This window comes from Agrococcus jenensis (assembly GCF_003752465.1).
Lineage (GTDB): Bacteria > Actinomycetota > Actinomycetes > Actinomycetales > Microbacteriaceae > Agrococcus > Agrococcus jenensis.
This window is the reverse complement of record NZ_RKHJ01000001.1, coordinates 1,925,633-1,949,282: the sequence shown is the minus strand read 5'-3', so window position 1 is coordinate 1,949,282 and position 23,650 is coordinate 1,925,633. Positions and strand designations below refer to the sequence as shown.

The following is a 23,650-nucleotide window of genomic DNA, read 5'->3' as shown; positions in this document are numbered from 1 at the left end:
GCGCTTTCGGCAAGCATAGGATTCGGACAGCCGCGCGCCGCGGCGCACCGACTCGAATGGAGCCGCCGTGGCAGCCGTCAAGCGCATCGCCCTCGCCCTCGTCCTCGCACTCGCGCTCGTCGCGGCCCCGCTCTCGACGGCCCCATCGGCCGAGGCGGTGTCCACGATCCGCATCCAGGGCGCGGACCGCTTCGCGACGGCGGTCGAGGTCTCCAAGTGGACCGAGGGATGGGCAGCGCCGCGGGGCACCGTCTACCTCGCCTCCGGCCTGAAGTTCCCCGACGCGCTCGCCGCCGCTCCGGTGGTCGCGGCGGAGGGCGGCCACCTGCTGCTGACCCGCCCCGAGGCGGTCGACGCCACCACGATGGCGCGGATCGAGGCGATCGACCCGGCCACGATCGTCATCGTCGGTTCCGAGGCCTCGATCTCGGCGAACGTCGCCACCCAGCTCGAGGCCGCCACGGACGCGGAGGTCGAGCGCCTCGGCGGACGCGACCGCGTCGAGACCTCGCTCCTGCTGCTCGAGCGCCTGGCCTCGCAGGGCCCCGTCACGAACGTCTGGGTCGCATCCGGCCACACCTTCCCGGATGCGCTCGTCGCGGCGTCCGTCGCCGGCCGCGACCGCGGTGCGATCGTGCTCGACTACCACGACGGCACGACCGCGGGTGCGAGCGCGTGGCTCGACCGCGTGCGCGGCGTCGTGCAGGGCATCCCGGTCCGCATCGCGGGCGGCACGCCGTCGGTGAGCGCCGCAGACGAGGCAGCGCTCCGCGGCGCCGGCCCCCTGAGCGTCGACCGCTACGCGGGTTCCGACCGCTTCCTCACCGCGATCGAGATCAACCGCGCCTTCGCGCCGACGTCCCCGAGCGACCCGACGATGCTCGTCGCCACGGGCGAGAACTTCCCCGACGCGCTCGCAGGGGCCGTCCACGCCGCGCTGCGCCAGGCGCCGATGTTCCTCTCCCCCGGCGGCTGCCAGGACTACCGCGCCGACATCCTCCGCGGCGAGGCGCTCGGTCGCGGCATCCAGACGATCATGGGGCTCGGCAGCGCGGCGTCGCTCACCGATCCCGCGATGTCGCTCGGGCCGTGCCCCGTCTTCACGTCGCTGCAGGCGTCCATGGGCGCCGAGTACGGCACGTTCGCGCCGCGCTGGTACGCCGGCTCCGGCTCGCGCACGATCGACCTCGGCGCCACGCTGCCCACGGGCATCGTGCGGATGACCTTCGCCGACGCCGGCCACCACCGTGCCGTGACGCTCGGTGCGGACGGCGCGGAGGACGAGCTGCTGGTCGACCAGCCCGGCGCGTACCGGGGCACCGTCCTCTTCGAGGGCAAGCTCAGCCCGTCGACGCGGTCGATCCGGATCACCGCGACCGGCGACTGGACCATCGAGGTGCTCGACGTCCGGCACGCGCCGGACTTCCAGCGCAGCGCGTCCGGCGACTCCGACGCCGTCTACCTGTTCGGCGCATCCTCGTCGGAGGTGGTCGCGAAGTACAGCGGCAGCGACACCTTCGTCGCATGGGAGCTCTTCCAGCAGGACGGCGTCTTCGACGGCTACCTCGTCGTCGAGATGGGTGCCGGCACGCAGCGCGTGCCGATCGGCCCCGGGCCGAGCATCCTGAGCGTCTACGCGACCGACGACTGGTCGCTCGACCTGCAGTAGGTCAGCGGCGCGCGGCCCGCTCGAGGGTGCGGTAGGCGTAGCGGAGGCCCGTGCGGCTGACGTGCCACCCCTCGGCCGGGTCGCGCGCGACCTCGCGCCACGACGCGTCCGCGACGGGCGCTGTCGTGTCGCCGGATGCGTCGAGGTCGATGTCGGTGACCTCGAGCCGATCGGCGCGGTCCATCGCGTCGCGGTAGACGCGGCCCCCGCCGATGATCCACACCTCGTCGCCGATCGCGCACGCGGTCTCGAGCGCGTCGTCGAGGCTCCGCACGATGCGGGCACCCGGTGCGACGTAGTCGTGGTCGGAGGTGATGACGATGTTGTCGCGGTCGGGCAGCGGGCGGAAGCGCTCCGGGAACGACTCCCAGGTGCGGCGGCCCATCACGACCGGGTGCCCCGTGGTGATCGCCTTGAAGCGCGCCATGTCCTCCGGCAGGCGCCACGGCATGTCGCCCGCTTCGCCGATCACACCGTCGCGCGCCTGCGCCCAGATCATGCCGAGCATCAGACCGCCACGGGCGCCTTGATCGCCGGGTGGTGCTCGTAGCCGACGACCTCGAGGTCGTCGTACTCGACGTCGAGCACCGAGTCGCGATGCGTCCGCAGCCGCAGGGTCGGCAGCGGGAACGGCTCGCGCGAGAGCTGCTCGGTGACCTGGTCGACGTGGTTGTCGTAGATGTGGCAGTCGCCCCCGGTCCAGATGAAGTCGCCCACCTCGAGGCCGGTCTGCTCGGCGATGAGGTGCGTCAGCAGCGCGTAGCTGGCGATGTTGAAGGGCACGCCGAGGAACATGTCGGCCGACCGCTGGTACAGCTGGCACGACAGCTTCCCGTCGGCGACGTAGAACTGGAACAGCGCGTGGCAGGGCGCGAGCGCCATGCTCGGGATGTCGGCCGGGTTCCACGCCGAGACGATCAGCCGGCGCGAGTCGGGGTTGCGGCGGATCTCGTCGATGACCTGCTGGATCTGGTCGATCGTCTCGCCGCCGGGCGTCGGCCACGAGCGCCACTGCACGCCGTAGACCGGGCCGAGCTCGCCATCCGCGTCGGCCCACTCGTCCCAGATCGTGACGCCCCGCTCCTGCAGCCAGCGCACGTTGGAGTCGCCGCGCAGGAACCAGAGCAGCTCGAGCGCGATCGACTTGAAGTGCACGCGCTTCGTGGTGATGAGCGGGAAGCCCTTCGACAGGTCGAAGCGCAGCTGGCGGCCGAACACCGAGCGCGTGCCGGTGCCGGTGCGGTCGCTCTTGTGCTCGCCGTGCGCGAGCACGTCGGCGAGGAGCTCCTCGTAGGGGTGCGCTCCGGGCTCGTTCGGGGTCATGATGCCTCCTGGCGTCCAGTCTTCCGCAGCCGCCGCAGCTGCCGGCGCAGGCCGAGGGATGTGCGGGCAGCGTGTCGCGCGCGGCGGCGGTCGCGCGCCGCGTCGTAGGCCATCGACAGCCGCAGCCACGATGCCCACGACTCCGGGTTCGCCTCCACGTCGGCCTTCGCGATCGGGAACGCCTGCTCGGCGGCGTCCTTGTCGGCGCGGCCCGACGGCGTGCCGGGCAGCGGCGCGGGCATGCCGCCCTCGGCCTCGAGCTCCGCGACGGCGCGCTCGAGCTGCGCGCCGAACACGACCTCGCGGACGAGCGCCCATGCGCCCGCGAGGAAGGTGACGACGACCGCGACGCCGACGACGATCGCGAGGGGCTCACCCGTCGCGATGAACCGCACCGCGCGGTCGCCCGCGAGGATGACGTAGAGCGCGAGCAGCGCCGCCATCGCGAGCGCGACGGACTTGCGGAGGCCGACGCGCGCGGCGGGGCGATCGGTCACGACAAGCCCAGCAGGTCGTCGATGCCGACGGTCACGCCCGGCTGCCGCTCGGCGCGCAGCGCGAGCAGGATGCCGGCGCTGTACGAGTCGCTCGAGGTCGTGTCGTGCCGGATCGTGAGGGTCTCCCCCGTGCCGCCGAAGACGATCTCCTGGCGCGCGACGACGCCCGGGAGGCGGAGGGCGTGCACGGGCACGCCGGCGATGATCGTGCCGCGGCCGGGCTCATCGGGGGTCGCGGGCCGGAAGCCGCGCACCGCGCCGATCGCCTCGGCCGTGCGGGTCGCCGTGCCGCTCGGGGCGTCGCGCTTGCGGTCGTGATGGGCCTCGACGACCTCGACCGCGGTGAAGTGCCGGGCGGCGATCGTCGCGAGGTGCGTCTCGAGCACGCTGCCGAGCGAGAAGTTGGGCACGATGCGGATGCCCTCCGCGCCGCGGTCGCGCAGGTCGCCGATGCGCTCCTGCGTCCATCCGCTCGTGCCGACGACGACGGGCACGCCCGCGTCGACGGCGGCGTCGACGAGCCGCTCGCTCGCATCGAGCACGGTCGCGTCGAAGACCGCGTCGAGCCCCGACAGGTCGAGGCCCTCGCGCACGTCGAGCTCCACCGGCTCGAGGTCGTCGGCTGCAGCGACCAACCGGAGCGCCAGGGCGCCGAGCCTGCCGGTCGAGCCCGCGATGCCGATGCGCCTGGTGCCTGCCATGGCGTCAAGCCTACGGCCCCGCCCGCGCGGCGACCGCGGGCGGGGACCGGTCGTAGGCTTGACGGGTGGCTGTCACGATCGCACCCGAGGACCCCGCTTCCGCCGTCGCGCAGGCCCTGCTGCGCGCCTACTTCTCGGACCGCGCGATCTCGTTCGTGGGCGGCGTCTACACGCCGAAGCCCGCGGACCCCGCGACGCTGCGCGCCCCCGAGGGCGCGTTCCTCGTCGCCTGGTCGGACGGCGAGCCGGTGGGCTGCGGCGCGCTGCGCCGGCTGTCGCCGGAGCGGTTCGAGGTGAAGCACCTCTACGTGGCACCGGCGGGCCGCGGCATGGGCACGGGCGCGTCGCTGCTCACCGCGCTCGAGGCGCGGGCGGTCGAGCTCGGCGCGACCGAGGTCGTGCTCGACACGAACAGCGCGCTGACGGCTGCGAACCGGCTCTACACGACCCGGGGCTACGCATCCGTGCCCGCCTACAACGACAACCCGAACGCGACGACCTGGTTCCGCAAGCCGCTCGCCTGAGCGCACCTCCGGGTCGCGGCATCCGCACCCGTGCACAACGCAAGCCCGATCGACGATCGGCGCGCCGCCCACGGAGTGGCCCTCCGTCAGCCGCGCGACGGGACCCGCGGGCTTGCGTTGTGCGGAGGGGCGCGGAGGGGCGCGGCGGGTCGGTCGGGGCTCGCTGGCTCCGCCGCTAGTACGGCTGCGGGATCGGGAGGCCGGTGCGGTCCTCCGGCGGCAGGTGGCCGAGGTCGTTGTGCACGACGAGCTGCGGCGGCTTGCCCGAGCGCCGCCGGATGATCGTCAGGCCGCAGTTCGCCTGGTTGAGGCCCATCCACTGCCAGTGCGGCGACTGCATGACCTCGCGCACGAACCAGCCGATGACGAAGTTGTGGGTGATGAGCAGCTCGTTGACGTCGCCGCGCGACGGGCGCAGCCAGTGCTCCGCCGCGTCGTGCATCTGCGCGGCGCCCGCCTCGGCCTCCGCGGGCCGGATGCTCTTCAGGAACGACTGGAAGGGCAGCGGCGTGTCCGGCTCGAGCCCCGACGGGATGCAGTCGAGCAGCAGCGACGACGGCTCGAACTCGACCGCCGGGAGCCGCTGCTGCATGATCGCTGCGGTCTCGGTCGCGCGCAGCAGCGGCGACGTCCAGGCGCTGTCGAAGTGCACGCCCGAGAGCCGCTGGGCGATGGCGTGCGCCTGCCGGACGCCGCGCGGCGAGAGCCTGCCGTCCTCGACGCCGTGCTCTGCGTCGACCTGCTCCCCATGTCGTACCAGGTAGAGCAGGTGCGCCATCGTTCCTCCACTCGGCGCATCGATGCGCCGGTCCGTGCAGGGCGCGTCAATGCCCTCGTGATCGTCATGGAGCGGCTGCGGCCGCTCCATCCACCCTAGCCGAGCCGGGGGACACGAGCTGCGTGTCGAGGCCCTCCGGCACCTGGCCGACGGCCGCGATCGAGCGGGATCCGGATGCCAGCTCGGCGGCGAGCGCGCGCACATCCGCGTCGGTGACGCGATCGATGCGCTCGAGCGTCGCGTCGATGTCCAGGAACTCCCCGAGCGTCAGCTCGGCCCGGCCGAGCCGCGACATGCGCGTGTCGGAGTCCTCGAGCGCGAGCGCCGAGCCGCCCGCGAGCTGGCCCTTCGCGCGCCGCAGCTCCTCGTCGCTCGCGCCGTCGGCGAGCCGCTCGAGCTCGCCGAGCATGAGCTGCGCCACCTCGAGCGTCTTCCGCGGCGCGCACGCGGCCGCCATGCCCATGAGGCCGGCGTCGGCGTAGCCGGATGCGTAGGAGTAGACCGAGTAGGCGAGGCCGCGCTTCTCGCGGATCTCCTGGAAGAGCCGCGACGACATGCCGGCCCCGAGGACGGCGTTGAGCACCGCCATCGCGCCGCGCCGGGGGTCGGTCGCGGTGATGCCGGGCGTGCCGATCATGAGGCTCACCTGCTCGAGCGGACGCTGCACGACGGTCAGCCCGCCGGCCGCGTAGGGCTGGGCCGCGCGGTCGCGCCGCGGCCGCGGGCTCGCGGCGCCGAGGGACCAGCCGTAGCGCACGAGCGCGAGCTGCAGCTGCTCGACGACCGCGTCGTGGTCGACGGCGCCCGCGACGGTGACGACGAGGTCACCCGCGGCGTAGTGCTCGCGGTAGTGCTCGGCGACCCGGTCGCGCGAGACCTCGGTGATCGAGGCGGGCGTGCCGCCGATCGGCCGGCCGAGCGGCGCCTCGAGCCCGAGCACGAGCTCGCTCAGCCGCTCCCCCGCGACGTCGCCCGGGTCGTCGTCGGCCATCGCGAGCTCTTCGAGGATGACGTCTCGCTCGCGCTCGAACTCGTCGGGGTCGAGCAGCGACGAGGTCACCATGTCGGCGAGCACGTCGACCGCCATCGGCAGGTCGCGGTCGCGCACCTTCGCGTAGTAGCAGGTGTGCTCCTTGGCGGTGAGCGCGTTGTGCTCGCCACCCACCTCGTCGAAGGCCACCGCGATGTCGAACGCCGACCGCGTCGGCGTGCCCTTGAACAGCAGGTGCTCGAGGAAGTGCGTGGCGCCGCGCGCGTCGTCGCGCTCGTCGCGCGAGCCGACCGGCACCCAGAAGCCGACCGTCGCGCTCAGCGCCCCCGGCACGCGCTCGGTGAGCACGCGCACGCCGCTCGGCAGCACGACGCGGCGCACGAGCGCACCGCCCGCTGCTGCGATGGCGATCTCAGGGGTCTCGAGCGGGAGCTGGACTGCGGGCATCCGTCCAGCCTAGGCGCAGACGACGGATGCCCCCACCCGCGAGGGTGAGGGCATCCGTCGTGGAGCGACTACTCGGCCGCGTCCGCCGACTCCGTCGACTCGACCGCATCCGCAGCCGGCGCCGACTCGTCGACGATCTCGAGCGAGAGCTTGCCGCGGTCGTCGATCTTCGTGATCTCGACCTGGATCTTCTGGCCGATCGACACGACGTCCTCGACGCTCTCGATGCGCTTGCCGCCGTTGAGGGCGCGCATCGCGGTGACGTGCAGCAGGCCGTCGCGACCCGGGAGCAGCGAGACGAAGGCGCCGAACGACGCCGTCTTCACGACGGTGCCGAGGTAGCGCTCGCCGAGCTCCGGGTTGAGCGGGTTGGCGATCGCGTTGACCGCGGCGCGCGCGGCCTCCGCCGAGGGGCCGTCGACGGCGCCGATGTAGACGGTGCCGTTGTCCTCGATCGAGATCTGGGCGCCCGTGTCGTCCTGGATCTGGTTGATCGTCTTGCCCTTCGGGCCGATCAGCTCGCCGATCTTGTCGACCGGGATCTGCACGCTGATGACGCGCGGCGCGGTGGGCGCCATCTCGTCGGGGGCGTCGATGGCGGCGTTGAGGACCTCGAGGATCTTCGTGCGCGCCTCCTTCGCCTGCGTCAGCGCGCCGTGGAGCACGGAGGCGGGCAGGCCCGAGAGCTTCGTGTCCAGCTGGATGGCCGTGATGAACTCGGGCGTGCCGGCGACCTTGAAGTCCATGTCGCCGAGCGCGTCCTCGGCGCCCAGGATGTCGGTCAGCGCCGCGTAGCGGACCTGGCCGTCGACCGTGTCGCTGACGAGGCCCATCGCGATGCCCGCGACCGGAGCGCGCAGCGGCACGCCGGCGTTGAGGAGCGCGAGCGTCGAGGCGCAGACCGAGCCCATCGACGTCGAGCCGTTCGAGCCGAGTGCCTCCGAGACCTGGCGGATCGCGTAGGGGAACTCGTCGCGGCTCGGGAGCACGGGCATGAGCGCACGCTCGGCGAGCGCTCCGTGACCGATCTCGCGACGCTTCGGGCTGCCCACGCGGCCGGTCTCACCGGTCGAGTAGGGCGGGAAGTTGTAGTTGTGCATGTAGCGCTTCGACGTGACAGGGCTGAGCGAGTCGATCTGCTGCTCGAGCTTGAGCATGTTGAGCGTCGTGATGCCCATGATCTGCGTCTCGCCGCGCTGGAAGATCGCGGAGCCGTGCACGCGCGGCACGACGGCCACCTCGGCGTCGAGCGGACGGATGTCGGCGAGGCCGCGGCCGTCCATGCGGATCTGGTCGGTGAGGATGCGGCCGCGGACGACCTCCTTCGTCACCGCCTTGTAGGCGCCGGAGACCTGCGTCGCGACGATCGGGTCGAGCTCGCCGCGCTCGATGCGCTGCGAGATCTCCTGCTTGACCTGCTCCTTGAGCTGGTCGTCGGCGTCCTGGCGCTCGAGCTTGCCCGCGATGCGGTAGACCTCGCCGAGACGGTCCTTCGCGATGCCGCGCACGGCCTCGAGGGCCTCGGGCGAGTAGGGCGGGAAGAGCGGGTACTCCTGCGTCGGCTTGGCGGCGGTCTTGGCGACCTCGGCCTGCGCGGCGACGAGCTGCTTGATGAACGGCTTCGAGGCCTCGAGGCCCTGCGAGACGATCTCCTCGGTGGGCTTCACCGCGCCGCCCTGGATGAGCTCCCAGGCGTTGTCGGTGGCCTCGGCCTCGACCATCATGATGGCGACGTCCTCGACGCCTGCGGCGTCGGTGACCACGCGGCCGGCGACGACCATGTTGAACACGGCCTGCTCGAGCTGCGAGTGCTTCGGGAACGCGACCCACTGGCCGTCGATCAGCGCGACGCGGACGCCGCCGATCGGGCCATCGAACGGCAGGCCGGAGAGCTGCGTCGACATGGACGCGGCGTTGATGGCGAGCACGTCGTAGAGCTCGTCCGGCTCGATGGCGAGCACGGTGACGACGACCTGCACCTCGTTGCGGATGCCCTCCACGAACGACGGGCGCAGCGGCCGGTCGATGAGGCGGCACGTGAGGATCGCGTCGGTCGAGGGGCGGCCCTCGCGACGGAAGAACGAGCCGGGGATGCGGCCCGCGGCGTACATGCGCTCCTCGACGTCGACGGTGAGCGGGAAGAAGTCGAAGTTGTCCTTCGGGTGCTTCGAGACGCTCGTGGCGCTCAGCAGCATCGTCTCCTCGTCGATGTACGCGACGGCTGCGCCCTGGGCCTGCTGCGCGAGGCGGCCGGTCTCGAACCGGACGGTGCGCGTGCCGAATCGGCCGTTGTCGATGACAGCCTCGGCGAATGTGATCTCGGGACCTTCCATGAAGGTCACTCCTCTCCTGTGCCCGCGAGGGCACGACATGGATGTCGTGCACCGATCGCGGCACGGAGTGGTCATCAGTGGAGAGCGCCGAAGGCGACTTCGGCACCCTCCACCAACGACCAGCTCTCGAGCAGGTGCGAATCGGGCGCACGACGGCCGCAGACGCGGCCTCGGACAGGCTATCAGCACGGGCCGCGGAACCCCAGGAGGACGCGCTTCAATCGACCCGTGCCCATGCTGCCGCAGCCCGACCTCCGCCCCCTGCAGCAGCCGCGCTCGAGGGAGGCCGACGGCCATGCGCGGCGGTGGCTCCGCGCGCACCGCCAGCCGGCGGACGCGCCGGCCGTCGGGCTCGCGGTCGCCGGGTGGGTGCTGCTGCTGCCCGGCGCGCTGCTCGTGCTCGCCGCGCTGCCAGGCGACGCCGATCCGGCGATGCCGGTCGTGGGCGGCGTGCTCGCCGGCATCGGCGCCGCCCTGCTCGCGTGGCGCGCCGGCCGCCGACGCGATGCGCTCCGACGCACCGCTCGACTGCTGCCGTTCGCGGAGGCGAACGGGCTCGGCTACGCGCAGCGCGCGCTGCTCGGGCCGAAACCCGCCGCGGCGCTGCGGGAGGGCTTCGACTGGGTCGCGCGCGACGTCCTGCGCGCGCCGGATGGTGCGGAGTGGGGCGTCTGGCGGTACCGGCTGCTCGCCCGCAGCGGGCATGAGGAGCTCCGCGGCTACGTCGAGCTGCCGTGGGCGGCAGCCGCACCGGCGCCCGGCTTCGTCGCTGCGCTCCGCGACGCACCGATGCCGCTCGACGTCGAGGTGGCGGGCGGCACGCTCACGGTCACGGCCCGCTCCGGGTGGCGGATGGACGATCCGGCGGTGCAGGCGCTCGTGCACCGCATCCGCACGCTCGCGGCGACGCGCGACGGCGAGCGCGCTGCGGTCGCGTCGGTGCCGATGCCGCCCATCGCCTCCACGGCGGCGGGTCGGCGCCAAGCGGCGAGCGCGCTGCTGATCGGCGCGGGCGTCGCCGTCGCGGCGGTCGCGCTCGCCGTCGGGCAGGCGCTCGTGCGCGCCGCCGCGTAGCACGAAGGAGGGTGGTCCCTGAGCGACGAAGGAGGGTGGTCCCTGAGCACCGACGAAGGGTGGTCCCTGAGCGACGACGAAGGGCCGCCCCCGCAGGGACGGCCCTCCTCGAACGCTTCGAAGGCTAGCGGCGTAGACCGAGGCGCTCGATGAGCGCGCGGTAGCGGGAGATGTCGATCTCCTGGAGGTAGCCGAGCAGGCGGCGACGCTGCCCGACGAGCAGCAGCAGACCACGACGCGAGTGGTGGTCGTGCTTGTGCTCCTTCAGGTGCTCCGTGAGGTCCTTGATGCGGCGCGACATGAGCGCGACCTGCACCTCGGGGCTTCCGGTGTCGCCTTCGTGCGTGGCGTACTCCTCGATGATGGCCTTCTTGATCTCTGCGTTCAGGCTCATGGTGTGAAACCCCTCTCTCCTCGCAGCGCGGTGCCCCTGCCCGATGCAGGAGCGCTCTCTGTCCGCGGCCGGTCTACGGCAACCGCTCGACTCTACCAGAGATGGGGGTTCAGCGGCGCGGCGGCCAGGCGGCGTCGAGGTCGCCGAAGCGCTGCACGCGCGCGGTCGGGGCCGCGACGGGCGCGCCGACCGCCATCGCCACCGGCTGGCCCATCACCGCGGAGGCCATCCCCCGACGGTGCTGCACGAGGCGCGCGAGCAGCGTGGCCTCGTCGGCCATGCTGCTGCGGCTGCGATCGCGGCCGACGAGCGCGCGCTGCCGGCTGTTGGCGAGCCGGGTGGCGGTGATGATGTAGTCGCGCATCGTGCGCCGCAGGCCGCGCTTCCGCGCCCAGGCCAGGAGCGAGGCCCGGCCGTCACCCGTCGAGAGGCGCTCGACCTCCTCGGCGGTGAACCATCCGGCACGGCCGTAGTCGTGCAGGCGAGCGCGGGTGATGCGGATCTCCTGCCGCAGCAGCAGCCAGACGAGCGCGGCCGCGAGCACGCAGAGCGGCACCTGCACGACGAGGTAGTAGACGAAGAAGCCGACGGTGCCGCCGGGCACCCACCAGCTCGCCGAGTTCCACAGCGCGTGCAGGAGCGCCGAGACGAGCCAGCCGGCCGGGAACGCGAGCAGGATCCACCAGCGCGAGCGCAGCCGCGCGGCGAGGCCGAGCGCGAGCCCGATGCCGACGGCGGTGAAGATCGCGTGCGTGAGCGGGCTCATGATGCCGCGCAGGAAGAAGATGAAGGAGCCGTCGCCCGACTCCGCGAGCGACGTGCCGAAGTAGAGGATGTTCTCGGTGAACGCGAACCCCGCGGCCGAGAGCGCCGCGAAGACGACGCCGTCGACCGGGCCGTCGAACGTGCGCCGGAAGAACAGGAACATGATGACCACCGGAATGGACTTCCACAGCTCCTCGGTGATCGGCGCCTGCACGACCGTGGCGTAGAACTCGTACTGCTCCTGCGACTGCAGGAAGGGCGTGACGATCGGCTCGAGCACCCACGTGTTGAGCGCGAGCGTCAGCAGCACCGCGGCGACGCCGCCCCACAGCGCCGCGAACCACATCGCGATGCGCGGCTCCGGCTCCCAGCGGTCGATCGCGAGCACCGCCCAGATGACGAACGAGAGCGGCACGAGCGCCATCACGCCGGAGGTCGCGACCACGAGCGGGTTGCCGATCGCCCCGCCCAGCACGAGGATCACGCCGAAGGACGCGAGCGCGAGCACGGCGATGCCGATGATGCCGGCGATCAGCCCGACGTCCGGGCCCTTGGGCTGCGCGAGCGGCGACAGTGGAGCGGTGGCGGTCACGCAAGGAGCGTAGCGAGTCCCGCCCCGCTCCTCGCGGTCAGCGTGCCGGTCAGGGCAGGTCGTCGGGCGCGATCACCGGGATCGCCTGCGTCACCGGCTGGAGCCCCGACAGCCGCGCGGGCGCGAGCAGCTTCTCGACCCGCTCGCGGTCCATGAGGCCGCCCTCGACCACGAGGTCGGCGATCGACTTGTGGCTCGTGAGCGCCTCGTGCGCGAGCTTCGCCGAGTCGGCGTAGCCGAGGTAGGGCGTGAGCGCCGTGACGACGCCGACCGACGTGCCCACCATCAGCCCGAGCCGCTCGCGGTTCGCCTCGATGCCGTCGACGCAGTTCACGCGCAGCGTCAGGCACGCCTGCGTCATCCAGTGCAGGCTCTGCAGGATCTGGTGCGCGATGACCGGCTCGAACGCGTTGAGCTGCAGCTGTCCGGCCTCGGAGGCGGCGGTGACCGTCGCATCCGACCCGATGACCGCGAACGCGACCTGGTTGACGACCTCCGGGATGACCGGGTTCACCTTGCCGGGCATGATCGACGAGCCTGCCTGCTTCGGGGGCAGCGTGATCTCGCCGAGCCCGGCCTGCGGACCGGACGACAGCAGTCGCAGGTCGTTGCAGATCTTCGAGAGCTTCACGGCGCAGCGCTTGAGCGTGCCCGACAGCGTCATGAACACGCCCGTGTCGCTCGTCGCCTCGATGAGGTCGGCGGCCGCGACGATCGGGAGGCCCGTGAGCTCCGCGAGGTGGCGGCATGCCGCCTCGGCGTAGCGCGGGTCGGCGGTGATGCCGGTGCCGATCGCGGTGGCGCCGAGGTTGACCTCGCTGAGCCACGCGATGGTCTCCTCGAGCCGGTCGCGATCCTCGCGCAGCGTCACGGCGAAGCCGCGGAACTCCTGCCCGAGCGTCATCGGCACGGCGTCCTGCAGCTGCGTGCGGCCGACCTTGAGCACGTCGCGGAACTCGACCGCCTTCGCGTCGAACGCGTCCGTCAGCCGCACGAGCTCGTCGAGCAGGCGGCGGAGCGTGAACGACATCGCGACCTTGATCGACGTCGGGTAGGTGTCGTTCGTCGACTGCGAGCGGTTCACGTCGTCGATGGGGCTGAAGTGCTCGTAGTCGCCCTTGGCGTGGCCGAGCTCGACGAGGCACGCGTTGGCGATGACCTCGTTCGTGTTCATGTTCGTCGAGGTGCCCGCGCCGCCCTGGATGACGCCGACCTTGAACTGGTCGTGCAGCTCGCCGCCACGGATGCGCCGGCAGACGCGGTCGATGAGGTCGGCCTTGTCGGGGTCGAGCACGCCGATCTCGCGGTTGGCGCGCGCGCACGCCTGCTTCACGACCGCGAGCGCGTTGACGAGGTCGGAGTAGACCGAGATCGAGCGGCCCGTGATGGGGAAGTTGTTGAGCGCGCGCTCCGTGTGGATCCCCCAGTACGCGTCGGCCGGCACCGGCAGCTCGCCGAGCGAGTCGCGCTCGATGCGCGTCGGGCCGGCGTAGAAGCGCTCGCCCTGCGGGGCGGGGTCGAGCTTGTACGTGGGGGTGTCGGTCATGCTGGCTCCATTGCCTTCGGTGCCCGGTGGCCGGGTGGGCGTCGCGGGCGCGGACGCGGGTGCGGGGTTCGCATGTGAAGCGTAGCCGCCGGTCATGCCAGCGCGGCCCGGAGCTCCTCGCCGATCGCCGCGACGCCGGTCTCCACCTCGGCGAACGTGGTGCTGAGCGGCGAGAGGCCGACCCGGATGCCGTCGGGGCCGCGGAAGTCGGGGATGACGCCGCGCGCCCAGAGCCGCTCGGTGACCTCCCGGAAGGCCGGATGCGTCACGGTGAGGTGGCTGCCGCGCGTCGGCCCCGCCGGCGGGCTCGCGAGGCGCGCGCCGAGCGGGAGCACGTGCGCCTCGAGCGACGCCTCGGCGAAGTCGGTGAGCGCGACCGACTTCTCGCGCACCGCGTCGACGCCGACCTGCTCGAGCAGCTCGACCATCGCCTCCAGCGCGACGGTCGCGAGCACGGGCGGCGTGCCGCTCGCGAAGCGGCGCAGGTCGGGCGCCGGCTCGTAGCGCGGCGCCATCGCGAAGACGTCGGCCGCGCCCATCCAGCCCTGGATCGGCTGCGCGAGCGCCGTCTGCAGGTCGCGACGCACGTAGCCGAAGGCGGGCGAGCCGGGGCCGCCGTTGAGGTACTTGTAGGTGCAGCCGACCGCGAGGTCGACGCCGCTCGCGTCGAGCGCGGTCGGGATGACGCCGGCCGAGTGGCACAGGTCCCACAGCACGAGCGCGCCGGCGTCGCGCGCTGCGGCGGTGATGCCCGCCACGTCGGCGACGTGGCCGGAGCGGTAGGCGACGTGGCTGAGCAGCACGAGCGCGGTGCGCTCCCCCACGATCGCGCGGACCTGCTCGAGCGTCGCCCCGGCCGCGCGGTCGACCTCGATCCAGCGGATCTCGAGCCCGCGCTCCGCGGCGACGCCCTCGACGATGAACCGGTCGGTCGGGAAGCTGTCGTCCTCGATGACGATCTCGGTGCGACCGCTCGCCGACTGCGCGTCGACCGCGGCGCGCACGAGCTTGTAGAGCAGCACGGTGGTCGAGTCGCCGATGAAGGCCTGACCGGCGGCCGCGCCGACGAGCGCGCCGAGCCGGTCGCCGAGGTCGTAGGGGCGGCGCATCCAGCCCTCGTCCCAGCCGCGGATGAGCCGCGTGCCCCAGTCGTGACCGATGAAGCGCGCGAAGCGCTGCTCGAGCGCCGTGAGCGGTCGGCCGAGCGAGTTGCCGTCGAGGTAGGAGACGACGCTCGGGTCGCGCACGAACGCGGCGGTGTGCGCCGCGAGCGGATCTGCGGCGTCGAGCGCGGCGGCGAGCGCTGCGGTGTCTGCTGGGGTGGTCATGCGTCCTCCATGTCGAACCAGGTCACGGGCAGCGGGCCCGCTCGGTGCAGGTGCTCGATCGTCGACTCGTCATCGATGACGTCGGCTGGCAGCCGCGTCACGGTGGGCCCTGGGAGCAGCAGCCACTCGCACAGCAGCGCGTCGACGAGCGCGGTGCCCTCGATCCCCGCTTGCCGCAGCGCGGCGAGCTCGTTGGGGTCGAGGTCGAAGTGGGTGATGCCGTTGCCCAGGTCGGTGCCGTAGGCCACCGCGCCGCCGTTCGCGGCGAAGCGCGCGAGGTTGTCGGTCGCCCGAGCGAAGGCGATGTCGTCGCCGTCGCGGCCGTGCATGGCGAGCGTCGACACCCAGGTCTGGCTCGCGGCGGCCGCGGCGATGAGGTCATCGCTCAGCCGCTCCGTCCAGGGCGCGTGCGCCAGCACGTCCACCCCGGCGAGGAGCGCCCGCTCGGCCTGCCCGGGGCCCTGCACGTGCGCCACGAGCAGCAGCCCGACCTCGTGCGTCTCGGCCACGATCGCGGCGAGCAGCGCGTCGTCGGGCACGGGTCCGTCCTCGGCGTTGAGCGCGACCTTGATGACGGATGCGCCGGCGGCCGAGTGCGCCCGGATGGCGCGGGCGGCGTCGCTCGCGTCCGCCAGCTCGACCACCGCGCCCGGCGGCGCCCACTCCCGCATCGAGGGGTAGCCGCCGACCGCGGCGTGGAACGGACCCGCGACGCGCACGTCGAGCCCTCGGTGCGCACCGCGCGCCGCGGCGCTCAGCCCGGGCAGCGCCTCCGGTGCCCAGCCGAGGTCGAGCACCCGGCCGAGGGCGCTCGGCGCCGCGACCCCGGCCTCCGCCAGCCCGAGGTGCACGTGCGCGTCGGTGATCGGAGGCATGAGCACACCCTGGACGTGCCGGCGGACGCGCTCGGGCGCCTCGTCGGGCGGCACGAGCCGCATGCCGGTCTCGCTCAGCTCGACCACCGCATCCGTCACCCACCGGCCGCCGATGCGCGCGCGGTCGACGCGGGCGATGATCGGCGCGGTCACCCCTCGAGCCGCGTCCGCACGGCGTAGAGCTCGGGGAAGAACGTGAGGTCGAGCGCGCGGCGCAGGAAGTCGGTGCCGCTCGAGCCGCCCGTGCCGGTCTTCATGCCGATGGTGCGCGAGACCGTGCGCAGGTGCCGGAAGCGCCAGAGCTGGAAGTTGTCCTCGAGGTCGACGAGCTCCTCGCACGCCTCGTACTCGCGCCAGTGCTCCGCGCCCTCCGGCTGCCCGGCGTCGGTGTAGATGCGCGTGAAGACGTCGACGAGCGGCTCGCTGAAGACGTGCGCCTTGCGCACGTCTCGGTCGAGCACCTCGTCGGGCACCGCGTGGCCGCGGCGGGCGAGCAAGCGCAGGAACTCGTCGTAGAGGCTCGGCCGCTCGAGCTCGGCCGCGAGCGCCGCGTGGTCGGCCGGGTTCGAGGCGAAGACCTGCAGCATCCGCTCGTGCTTGTTGCCGAGCGCGAACTCGACGAGGCGGTACTGCGCCGACTGGAAGCCGGAGGCGCTCGCGAGCGCGCCGCGGAACTGCACGTACTCGGTGGGCGTGAGCGTCGCGAGCACCGACCACTGCTGCGTCAGCACCTCCTGGATGTGCTTCACCCGCGCGATGCGCTTGAGCGCCGCGCCGAGCTGGTCCGCGGCGAGCAGCGCGCGGGCGTCGTCGAGCTCGTGGATCACGAGCTTGAGCCACAGCTCGGTCGACTGGTGCTGGATGATGAACAGCAGCTCGTCGTGGTGCTCCGGCTCGCTCCGCGGGTGCTGCGACGCGAGCAGCGTGTCGAGGCCGAGGTAGGAGCCGTAGCTCATCCGCTCCCGCAGGTCGGTGACGATGGTCGACTCGATCTCGCGCGTGTTGTCCGCGACGCCCACGGGGGCCTCCTTCGATGCTTGGCCCCAACGCTAACGCGCGGCGCGCACCGCCACGAGCACGGTCGCGCCCAGCTCCTCGTCCGCGCGCTGCTCGACGCCGCCGAGCCCGGCGCGCTGCAGGATGCCGCCCGCGACATCGACCTGCTCGGGGGCGAGCTCGATCGCCACGGTGCCACCCGGCGCGAGCCGCGCCGCGATCGCCGGGGCGAGGGCGCGCAGCGGAGCGAGCCCGTCGGCGCCGCCGTCGAGCGCGAGCAGCGGCTCGTGGTCCCGGGCGTCGTGGGGCAGGTGCGCGAGCTCGCGCGTCGGCACGTAGGGCAGGTTCGCGGCGATGACGTCGAAGGCGGCGGATGCGTCGAGCACGTCGGGCGAGTCGGCCTGCAGCACGAGGGCGGTCGGCAGGTTCTCGCGGGCGCACGCGACGGCGACGGGGTCGGCGTCGATCGCGACCACCTGGATGCCCGGCACCCGGTGCATCGCGAGCGCCGCGATCGCGCCGGAGCCGCAGCCCAGGTCGAGCAGGCGCGCGCCCGGCGGCAGCGCGCGCAGGGCGTCGGCGACGATGGTCGCGAGCAGCACCGTGCGCCGGCGCGGCACGAAGACCCCCGGCCGCACGACGACGCGCAGCTCGGCGAAGGCGGCGGTGCCGACGATCTGCTCGATCGGCTCCCCCGCCACCCGGCGCTCGACCAGCAGCTCGAGCGCGGCAGCGTCGCTCGCGGCGCGGCCGAGCTCGGCCAGCTCGTCCTCGGCGAAGACGCTGCCGCTCGCGCGCAGGGCGTGCACGAGCCGGGCATCCGCCGCGCGCGCAGCCGCCATCGCTCCCCCGTCCGCCCCGGAACCCCGGTCGGCGACGACGATAGCCTGCTCGCGTGGTGGGCATCGATGACCGGGCGATCGACGACCTGATCGCGCTCGTGCAGCTGCCGACCGAGCGCGAGGAGCAGCTGCCCGCGTTCCAGGCGGCGCTCCGCGATCGCTTCCCGCGGCTGTTCTCGGCGCTCGAGGTCGAGCCCGTCGGCGCGACGCTGCTCGCCCGCTGGCCCGGCCGCGGCGACGACCCCGGCGCCGGCCCCGCGCTGCTCATGGCGCACCAGGACGTCGTGCCCGCACCGCCGGAGGGGTGGACGCATCCGCCCTACAGCGGCCACCGCGACGCGACGCACGTATGGGGCCGCGGCACGCTCGACGACAAGGGCTCGCTCGTCGGCATCTGCGTGGCGATCGAGGCGCTGCTCGCCGAGGGCTTCCGGCCGGCGCGCGACGTGTGGCTCGTCTTCGGCCACGACGAGGAGACTATGGGCACCGGGGCCGCGTCGGCCATCGCGGCGCTCGACGCAGCGGGGGTGCGGCCGGCGTGGGCGCTCGACGAGGGCGGCGCGATCATCGAGCCGCCGATCGCGGGCGTCCAGCGCGACGTCGCGGTCGTCGGCGTTGCCGAGAAGGGCTTCGCGAACATCCGGATGCGCGTCGCGCAGCTCGGCGGGCACGCGTCGACGCCGCCGCGGCTCGCGGCGACCTCGCGGCTCGCCCGCGCGATCCGGCGGCTCGACCGCGCGCCGTTCCCCCGCTCGCTGCCCGAGCCGTCGCTGCGCATGCTCGAGCTGCTCGGCGCGGAGGCGCGCGGCGCGCAGGGGGCCGTCCTGCGGCGGGTGCGGCGGTCCCGCCCGGTGGTCGAGCGCATCCTGGCCCGCGGTGACGAGACGCGCGCGATGCTCTCGACCACCGCGGTCGTGACGCAGCTGTCGGGCTCCGCCGCGCCGAACGCGCTCGCCGAGGAGGCGGTCGCCGTCGTGAACGCGCGCATCGCGACCGGCTCGAGCGTCGACGACACGCTCTCGCTCCTCCGGCGCGCGATCGCCGACCCGCTCGTCGAGCTCGAGGTGCTGCACGGGCACGGCCCGAGCCCCGAGAGCCCCGCGAGCGGACCGGGATGGGTCGACATCGAGGCGACGGTCGCGCGGCTGCGCCCCGACGTGCTCACCGTGCCGTACGTGATGCTCGGCGGCACCGACGGCCGGCACGCGCACCGCATCACCGACCGCGTCTACCGCTTCACGCCGTTCGCCATGACCCGCGAGGAGCGCCTGACGCTGCACGCGCGCGACGAGCGCATCCGCATCGACACCTGGCTCGACGGCTGCCGCTGGTACGCCGACCTGATCGAGAAGAGCTGCTGATGACCCGCTTCGCCATCGACGCGCCCACCGCGCTGCGCATCGTCCGGGAGGGCGTCGACGTCGGCGACCACCAGCTCGTCGGCGCGGGAGCGCTGCGCTCGCAGGCGATGCAGCTGCTCTACGGCGCCGTGCGCTCGGGTGAGGTCGACGAGGGCGAGGTGCGCGCGGTGCTCGACGGGATCGCGGGCCTGAAGATGCGGCTGCTCGGCGATCGCGTCTCGCGCGCGACCGCGTGGAGGATCGCGACGCACCTCGACTGGGACGACGTGACGCTCGCCGAGCCGCTCGCGGTCGCGACGCTCCAGGCCGACGTGCTCGTGACCGACGACCCGGTGCTCGTGGGGGCGGCGGCGGGCCTGGTGGAGCGGGTGTCGTGGGAGGGGTTCGTGCGGGGGCTCGGGTGAGAGGTCGCTTCGCGGGGTTGCGGGGTTGCGGGTCGGCCGGGTCGGCCGGGTCTCTCGCTAGCCGGAGCGGCTGGCTGACGGGGCGGATCGGCCGGGATGCCGTGCGGGGCGCGTGGGTGCGTCGGTCGCGGTGGCGGTCGGTCGTCGTTCGTCTGGTCGTCGTCCGTTTGCGGTACCGAGTGGTCCCCGTGCGGTTTGCGGTACCGAATGGTTGCTCCGGCGGCGTACAGGCGACCACTTCGTACCGCAAACCGGCTCGGGGCGTCTGCGCTCCCCCGTTTGCGGTACCGAATGGTCGCTCCGGCGGCGTTCAGGCGACAATTCGGTACCGCAAGTCGGCGCGGGGCGTCCGTGCTTCCGTCGCCGTACAGGCGTACCCGGACGTGCGGCCTAGGGCCGTGGCTGCAGCGTGCGCCAGACCTGCGCGGCGGCTACGCCGAGGACCACGCCGACACTCACTGCGGCGACGATGACCAGCACGAGCGACTCTCCCCATACGACCGTCGCGCTGAGCGCCAAGAGCAGCACCATGCTCTGGACGAGCATGCCGGTGTGCCAGGCGCTCCATGACGGCATCCCCCACCAGGAGCCGTTGGCACCGGCGCTGAGCGGCAGCACCACGAGCATGACGAACGGCAGCGGCCACCACCAGCCCGGCTGATCGCGGCCGACGACCGAGACCGTGATGAAGACAGGTATGACGATCGCGAGCGCGTAGCGGCACAGCAGCATGCGCGTCGTCGTCTCGCGCGGCGCCTCCTCGTCGACGCGCCCCGACACCGGGTTCGCGATCCGCTCCATCGGGGCCTCCTCGCGGCCAACCTAACTCGCGACGGCACGTTTCCGGTACCGATCTGCGGGTGCGGGCGACCTGGACCCGCAGATCCGTACCGGAGATCACCGCCCAACCGCGGTTTGGGAGACGGCAACCGCGCGTCAGGCGTGCGTCGGGCGCTCGTGGTCCGCGTGGCCGGGCGGCTCGAGCTGGAACGTCGCATGCTCGAGCGGCACGGGGAAGTGCTCGGCGACGCAGGTCTGCAGCGCGTCGAGGATGCGCGGGGCGTGCCCGTCGTGGAAGCATGCCTCCTCGACGACGACGTGCGCCGTCAGCTGATGCGAGCCCGTGCCGAGCGTCGAGGCGTGCAGGTCGTGGACGGCGAGCACGTGGGGCTGCTGCTCGAGGTGCGCGCGCACGTCGTCGAGGTCGAGCTCCGCCGGCGCCGCCTCCAGCAGGATCCGCCCGGTGTCGCGCAGCAGCACGACCGACCGCGGCACGATGAGCGCCGCGACGAGCGCGCTCGCGACGAGGTCGGCCTGCTGGAAGCCCCACAGCCAGATCGCCGCGCCGGCCGCGATCACCGCGACCGAGCCGATCGCGTCGTTCAGCACCTCGAGGAACGCCGCACGCAGGTTGAGGCTCGAGCCGCGGCCACCGGCCAGCACGGCGAGCGCGACGAGGTTGCCCACGAGCCCGACGACGCCGAAGGCGAGCAGCAGCGGGCCGGGCACCTCCGTCGGCTCCGCGAGCCGGCGCACGCCCTCGACGACCACGACGAGCGCGACGATGAGCAGCGCCGCGGCCTGCGCGGCGGCCGCGAGCACCTCGACGCGCACGAGTCCCCACGTGCGGCGCCCCGACGGCGGCCGGCGCACGAGCGCCTGCGCGCCGAGCGCGACACCGAGTCCCGCCACATCCGTCAGCATGTGCACCGTGTCGACGAGCAGCGCGAGGCTGCCCGTGACGATCGAGCCGACCACCTGCGCCGCGAACAGCGCCGCCGTGATGCCGAAGGCGATCGCGATGCGGTTCGTGCCCGCCCCGCTGCCGTGGGCGTGCGCATCCGCGTGCACGTGGCCTCCGCCCATGACGACGGCGCTCCGCTGCCGAGCCGCCGCTAGAGGCGCGACTTCGTGTGCCAGACCGTCTTCGTCTCGGTCAGCGCGAGGATGCGCTGCGGCGTCTCCGGCGCGAGGCCGGGCTCGGGGCGGATGACGCGCTTGAGCGTGTCGGCCGCGATCACCTCGAGCTCCACCCAGTCGAGGCCGCCGGCGCCGGTGAGGTCGAGCGCGTTGACGTCGGCGTGACCCGCGAGCCACGGCGCGAGCTCGGCCGGGTCGCCGGTGAGCACGTTCACGACGCCGCCGGGCAGGTCGCTCGTCGCGAGCACCTCACCGAGCGAGATCGCCGCGAGCGGCGAGGACGCGGCGGGCACGACCACGACGGCGTTGCCGGTGACGAGCGCGGGTGCGATGACCGACGTGAGGCCGAGGAGGCCCTGCTGCTGCGGGGCGACGATCGCGACCACGCCGGTCGGCTCGGGCACCGACAGGTTGAAGTACGGGCCCGCGACGGGGTTGGCGCTGCCGCCGATCTGGGCGATCTTGTCGGTCCAGCCGGCGTGCCACACCCACAGGTCGACGGCGTCCTCGACCTGCTGCTGCGCCCGGGCGGCGCTGAGGCCCTCGCTGCGCACGAGCTCGTCGACGAACTGCGCCTTGCGCCCCTCGAGCACCTCGGCGACCCGGTAGAGCACCTGCCCGCGGTTGTACGCAGTCGCGCCAGCCCAGCCCGGCTGCGCCTTGCGGGCGGCGCGGACGGCGTCGCGCGCATCCTTCCTGGATGCCTTCGCGACGTTGGCGACGAAGCCGCCGTCGGGGCTGCGCACCTCGGTCACGCGGCCGGACTCGCTGCGCGGGAAGGCGCCGCCGATGAAGAGCTTGTAGGTCTTCGGCACGTCGAGGCGCGTCGCCGTCTTCGTGGTCGCCATCACTTGCCTGCCTTCAGGTATGCCTGCATCCCCTGGATGCCGCCCTCCCGGCCGTAGCCGGACTCCTTGTAGCCGCCGAAGGGGCTCGTCGGGTCGAACTTGTTGAACGTGTTCGTCCACACCACGCCGGCGCGCAGCTTGTCGGCGACGGCGAGCACGCGGCTGCCCTTGTCGCTCCAGATGCCGGCCGACAGCCCGTACGGCGAGTTGTTCGCCTTCGCGATCGCCTCGTCGGGCGTGCGGAAGGTGAGGACCGACAGCACCGGGCCGAAGATCTCCTCGCGCGCGATCGTCGACGACGCCTCGACGCCGGTGACGACGGTGGGCGGGAACCAGTAGCCCTGCGCGGGGATCTCGCACGCGGGCGACCAGCGCTCGCCGCCCTCGGCCTCGCCGCGGTCGACGAGCCGGGTGATGCGCTCGAGCTGCTCGGCCGAGTTGATGGCGCCGACGTCGGTGTTCTTGTCGAGCGGGTCGCCCAGGCGCAGCGTCGACATGCGCTCCTTGAGGCGCTCGAGCACCGCGTCGTGCACGTTCTCCTGCACGAGCAGCCGGCTGCCGGCGCAGCACACCTGGCCCTGGTTGAAGAAGACGCCGTTGACGATGCCCTCGATCGCCTGGTCGAGCGGGGCGTCGTCGAACACGATGTTCGCGCCCTTGCCGCCGAGCTCGAGCGTGAGCTTCTTGTCGGTGCCGGCGATCGCCTTCGCGATCTCGCGGCCGACCGCGGTCGAGCCGGTGAACGCGACCTTGTCGACGTCCGGGTGCCGCACGAGCGCGGCGCCCGTGTCGCCCGCTCCGGTGAGCAGGTTGACGACGCCAGCGGGCAGGCCCGCCTGCTCGCAGATCTCGGCGAACAGCATCGCCGTGAGCGGCGTCGTCTCGGCCGGCTTCAGCACCACCGTGTTGCCCGCGGCGAGCGCCGGGGCGACCTTCCACGCGAGCATGAGCAGCGGGAAGTTCCACGGAATGATCTGCGCGGACACGCCGTGCGGCTGCGGCGCGGCGCCGAGGCCGACGTGGTCGAGCTTGTCGGCCCATCCGGCGCAGTGGAAGAACCACTGGGCGACGAGCGGCACGTCGGCGTCGCGGGTCTCCTTGATCGGCTTGCCGTTGTCGAGCGTCTCGGCGACCGCGAGCTCGCGGGCGCGCTCCTGCAGCAGCCGCGCGATGCGGAAGAGGTACTTGCCGCGGTCGCGGCCGGACATCGGGCCCCAGACGGTGCGGAAGGCGGTGCGCGCGGCAGCGACCGCCGCATCCACGTCGCCCTCGTCGGCCGACGCGAACATCGCGATCCGCTGCTCGGTGGAGGGCGAGATCGAGGCGAACGGCGTGCCGCCGCCGTCGACCCACTCGCCGCCGATCCAGAGCCGGTAGTCGTCGCGCAGGTCGAGGATGGAGGTCGACTCGGGAGCCGGCGCGTAGTCGAGGAATGCCATGGG

Annotated in this window: 23 protein-coding genes; 5 read left to right on the top strand and 18 right to left on the bottom strand. The window is 73.2% G+C overall.

The window, feature by feature from the left end; all coding sequences use genetic code 11:
• The first annotated feature begins 67 nt into the window (after positions 1-67).
• Positions 68-1,669: a cell wall-binding repeat-containing protein gene (locus tag EDD26_RS09605; protein ID WP_123697517.1), complete on the top strand. Its 1,602-nt coding sequence runs from the start codon at positions 68-70 to the stop codon at positions 1,667-1,669.
• Position 1,670: 1 nt separating this feature from the next.
• Here the strand turns inward: EDD26_RS09605 and EDD26_RS09600 are convergent, their stop codons facing one another.
• The 4 genes from EDD26_RS09600 to dapB are packed head-to-tail and all read right to left on the bottom strand — an operon-like array spanning position 1,671 to position 4,190.
• Entirely contained in the window at positions 1,671-2,168 is a 498-nt protein-coding gene (locus tag EDD26_RS09600) for a dihydrofolate reductase (RefSeq protein WP_342769304.1), read from the bottom strand.
• Between the two features lie 8 nt (positions 2,169-2,176).
• Positions 2,177-2,992, bottom strand: a complete 816-nt coding sequence (locus tag EDD26_RS09595; RefSeq protein WP_123697515.1) for a thymidylate synthase — start codon at positions 2,990-2,992, stop codon at positions 2,177-2,179.
• Positions 2,989-3,489 (bottom strand): hypothetical protein, encoded by a 501-nt coding sequence (locus EDD26_RS09590; RefSeq protein WP_245989840.1) that lies wholly within the window; start codon positions 3,487-3,489, stop codon positions 2,989-2,991. Before EDD26_RS09590 ends, EDD26_RS09595 begins: the two co-directional genes overlap by 4 nt.
• Positions 3,486-4,190, bottom strand: a complete 705-nt coding sequence (dapB, locus tag EDD26_RS09585) for a 4-hydroxy-tetrahydrodipicolinate reductase (RefSeq protein ID WP_123697514.1) — start codon at positions 4,188-4,190, stop codon at positions 3,486-3,488. Before dapB ends, EDD26_RS09590 begins: the two co-directional genes overlap by 4 nt.
• A gap of 65 nt (positions 4,191-4,255) precedes the next feature.
• Here dapB and EDD26_RS09580 point away from each other — a divergent pair, with 65 nt between their 5' ends.
• Complete coding sequence (locus EDD26_RS09580; RefSeq protein WP_245989839.1) at positions 4,256-4,714, top strand: GNAT family N-acetyltransferase; 459 nt, start codon at positions 4,256-4,258, stop codon at positions 4,712-4,714.
• 175 nt (positions 4,715-4,889) lie between these two features.
• On the opposite strand, the gene EDD26_RS09575 is transcribed toward EDD26_RS09580, so the two are convergent.
• From EDD26_RS09575 to EDD26_RS09565, 3 genes are all read right to left on the bottom strand, one after another.
• Positions 4,890-5,492, bottom strand: a complete 603-nt coding sequence (locus tag EDD26_RS09575) for a histidine phosphatase family protein (protein ID WP_123697513.1) — start codon at positions 5,490-5,492, stop codon at positions 4,890-4,892.
• 64 nt (positions 5,493-5,556) lie between these two features.
• Positions 5,557-6,930: a M16 family metallopeptidase gene (locus EDD26_RS09570; protein ID WP_123697512.1), complete on the bottom strand. Its 1,374-nt coding sequence runs from the start codon at positions 6,928-6,930 to the stop codon at positions 5,557-5,559.
• Between the two features lie 68 nt (positions 6,931-6,998).
• Positions 6,999-9,263, bottom strand: coding sequence for a polyribonucleotide nucleotidyltransferase (locus EDD26_RS09565; protein WP_123697511.1), 2,265 nt, complete (start codon positions 9,261-9,263; stop codon positions 6,999-7,001).
• A gap of 228 nt (positions 9,264-9,491) precedes the next feature.
• Between EDD26_RS09565 and EDD26_RS09560 the strand changes: the two genes are divergently transcribed.
• Positions 9,492-10,337, top strand: coding sequence for a hypothetical protein (locus tag EDD26_RS09560; RefSeq protein ID WP_123697510.1), 846 nt, complete (start codon positions 9,492-9,494; stop codon positions 10,335-10,337).
• A gap of 124 nt (positions 10,338-10,461) precedes the next feature.
• On the opposite strand, the gene rpsO is transcribed toward EDD26_RS09560, so the two are convergent.
• The 7 genes from rpsO to EDD26_RS09525 all read right to left on the bottom strand — a co-directional run bounded on the left by rpsO (position 10,462) and on the right by EDD26_RS09525 (position 17,675).
• Positions 10,462-10,731, bottom strand: coding sequence for a 30S ribosomal protein S15 (gene rpsO, locus EDD26_RS09555; RefSeq protein ID WP_123697509.1), 270 nt, complete (start codon positions 10,729-10,731; stop codon positions 10,462-10,464).
• 109 nt (positions 10,732-10,840) lie between these two features.
• Positions 10,841-12,088 carry a PrsW family intramembrane metalloprotease gene (locus EDD26_RS09550; RefSeq protein ID WP_123697508.1) on the bottom strand — a complete coding sequence of 416 codons (1,248 nt, stop codon included), beginning with the start codon at positions 12,086-12,088 and terminating at the stop codon, positions 10,841-10,843.
• A gap of 49 nt (positions 12,089-12,137) precedes the next feature.
• Positions 12,138-13,634 (bottom strand): aspartate ammonia-lyase, encoded by a 1,497-nt coding sequence (locus EDD26_RS09545; RefSeq protein ID WP_123697507.1) that lies wholly within the window; start codon positions 13,632-13,634, stop codon positions 12,138-12,140.
• A gap of 92 nt (positions 13,635-13,726) precedes the next feature.
• Entirely contained in the window at positions 13,727-14,962 is a 1,236-nt protein-coding gene (locus EDD26_RS09540; protein ID WP_123697506.1) for a kynureninase, read from the bottom strand.
• Entirely contained in the window at positions 14,959-15,990 is a 1,032-nt protein-coding gene (locus EDD26_RS09535; RefSeq protein WP_123697505.1) for an amidohydrolase family protein, read from the bottom strand. The genes EDD26_RS09540 and EDD26_RS09535 overlap by 4 nt, the downstream gene beginning before the upstream one ends.
• Positions 15,987-16,856, bottom strand: coding sequence for a tryptophan 2,3-dioxygenase (locus EDD26_RS09530; RefSeq protein ID WP_123697504.1), 870 nt, complete (start codon positions 16,854-16,856; stop codon positions 15,987-15,989). The genes EDD26_RS09535 and EDD26_RS09530 overlap by 4 nt, the downstream gene beginning before the upstream one ends.
• 30 nt (positions 16,857-16,886) lie before the next feature.
• On the bottom strand, positions 16,887-17,675 hold the full coding sequence (locus EDD26_RS09525; protein WP_123697503.1) for a N5-glutamine methyltransferase family protein: 789 nt from the start codon (positions 17,673-17,675) through the stop codon (positions 16,887-16,889).
• Positions 17,676-17,728: 53 nt separating this feature from the next.
• On the opposite strand from EDD26_RS09525, the gene EDD26_RS09520 reads away from it, so the two are divergent.
• Together EDD26_RS09520 and EDD26_RS09515 are read left to right on the top strand one after the other, a co-directional pair.
• Positions 17,729-19,036 carry a M20/M25/M40 family metallo-hydrolase gene (locus EDD26_RS09520; protein ID WP_123697502.1) on the top strand — a complete coding sequence of 436 codons (1,308 nt, stop codon included), beginning with the start codon at positions 17,729-17,731 and terminating at the stop codon, positions 19,034-19,036.
• Entirely contained in the window at positions 19,036-19,440 is a 405-nt protein-coding gene (locus tag EDD26_RS09515; protein WP_123697501.1) for an ATP-binding cassette domain-containing protein, read from the top strand. Before EDD26_RS09520 ends, EDD26_RS09515 begins: the two co-directional genes overlap by 1 nt.
• Positions 19,441-19,830: 390 nt before the next feature.
• Here EDD26_RS09515 and EDD26_RS09510 read toward each other — a convergent pair whose 3' ends face one another.
• From EDD26_RS09510 to EDD26_RS09495, 4 genes are all read right to left on the bottom strand, one after another.
• A complete protein-coding gene (locus tag EDD26_RS09510; protein ID WP_123697500.1) occupies positions 19,831-20,241 on the bottom strand; it encodes a hypothetical protein in 411 nt (136 codons plus the stop codon).
• 135 nt (positions 20,242-20,376) lie between these two features.
• A complete protein-coding gene (locus EDD26_RS09505) occupies positions 20,377-21,306 on the bottom strand; it encodes a cation diffusion facilitator family transporter (protein WP_123697499.1) in 930 nt (309 codons plus the stop codon).
• A 29-nt stretch (positions 21,307-21,335) separates the two neighbouring features.
• Positions 21,336-22,208, bottom strand: coding sequence for an aldehyde dehydrogenase family protein (locus tag EDD26_RS09500; protein ID WP_123697498.1), 873 nt, complete (start codon positions 22,206-22,208; stop codon positions 21,336-21,338).
• Positions 22,208-23,647 carry an aldehyde dehydrogenase family protein gene (locus EDD26_RS09495; RefSeq protein ID WP_123697497.1) on the bottom strand — a complete coding sequence of 480 codons (1,440 nt, stop codon included), beginning with the start codon at positions 23,645-23,647 and terminating at the stop codon, positions 22,208-22,210. The genes EDD26_RS09500 and EDD26_RS09495 overlap by 1 nt, the downstream gene beginning before the upstream one ends.
• Between the last annotated feature and the right edge of the window lie 3 nt (positions 23,648-23,650).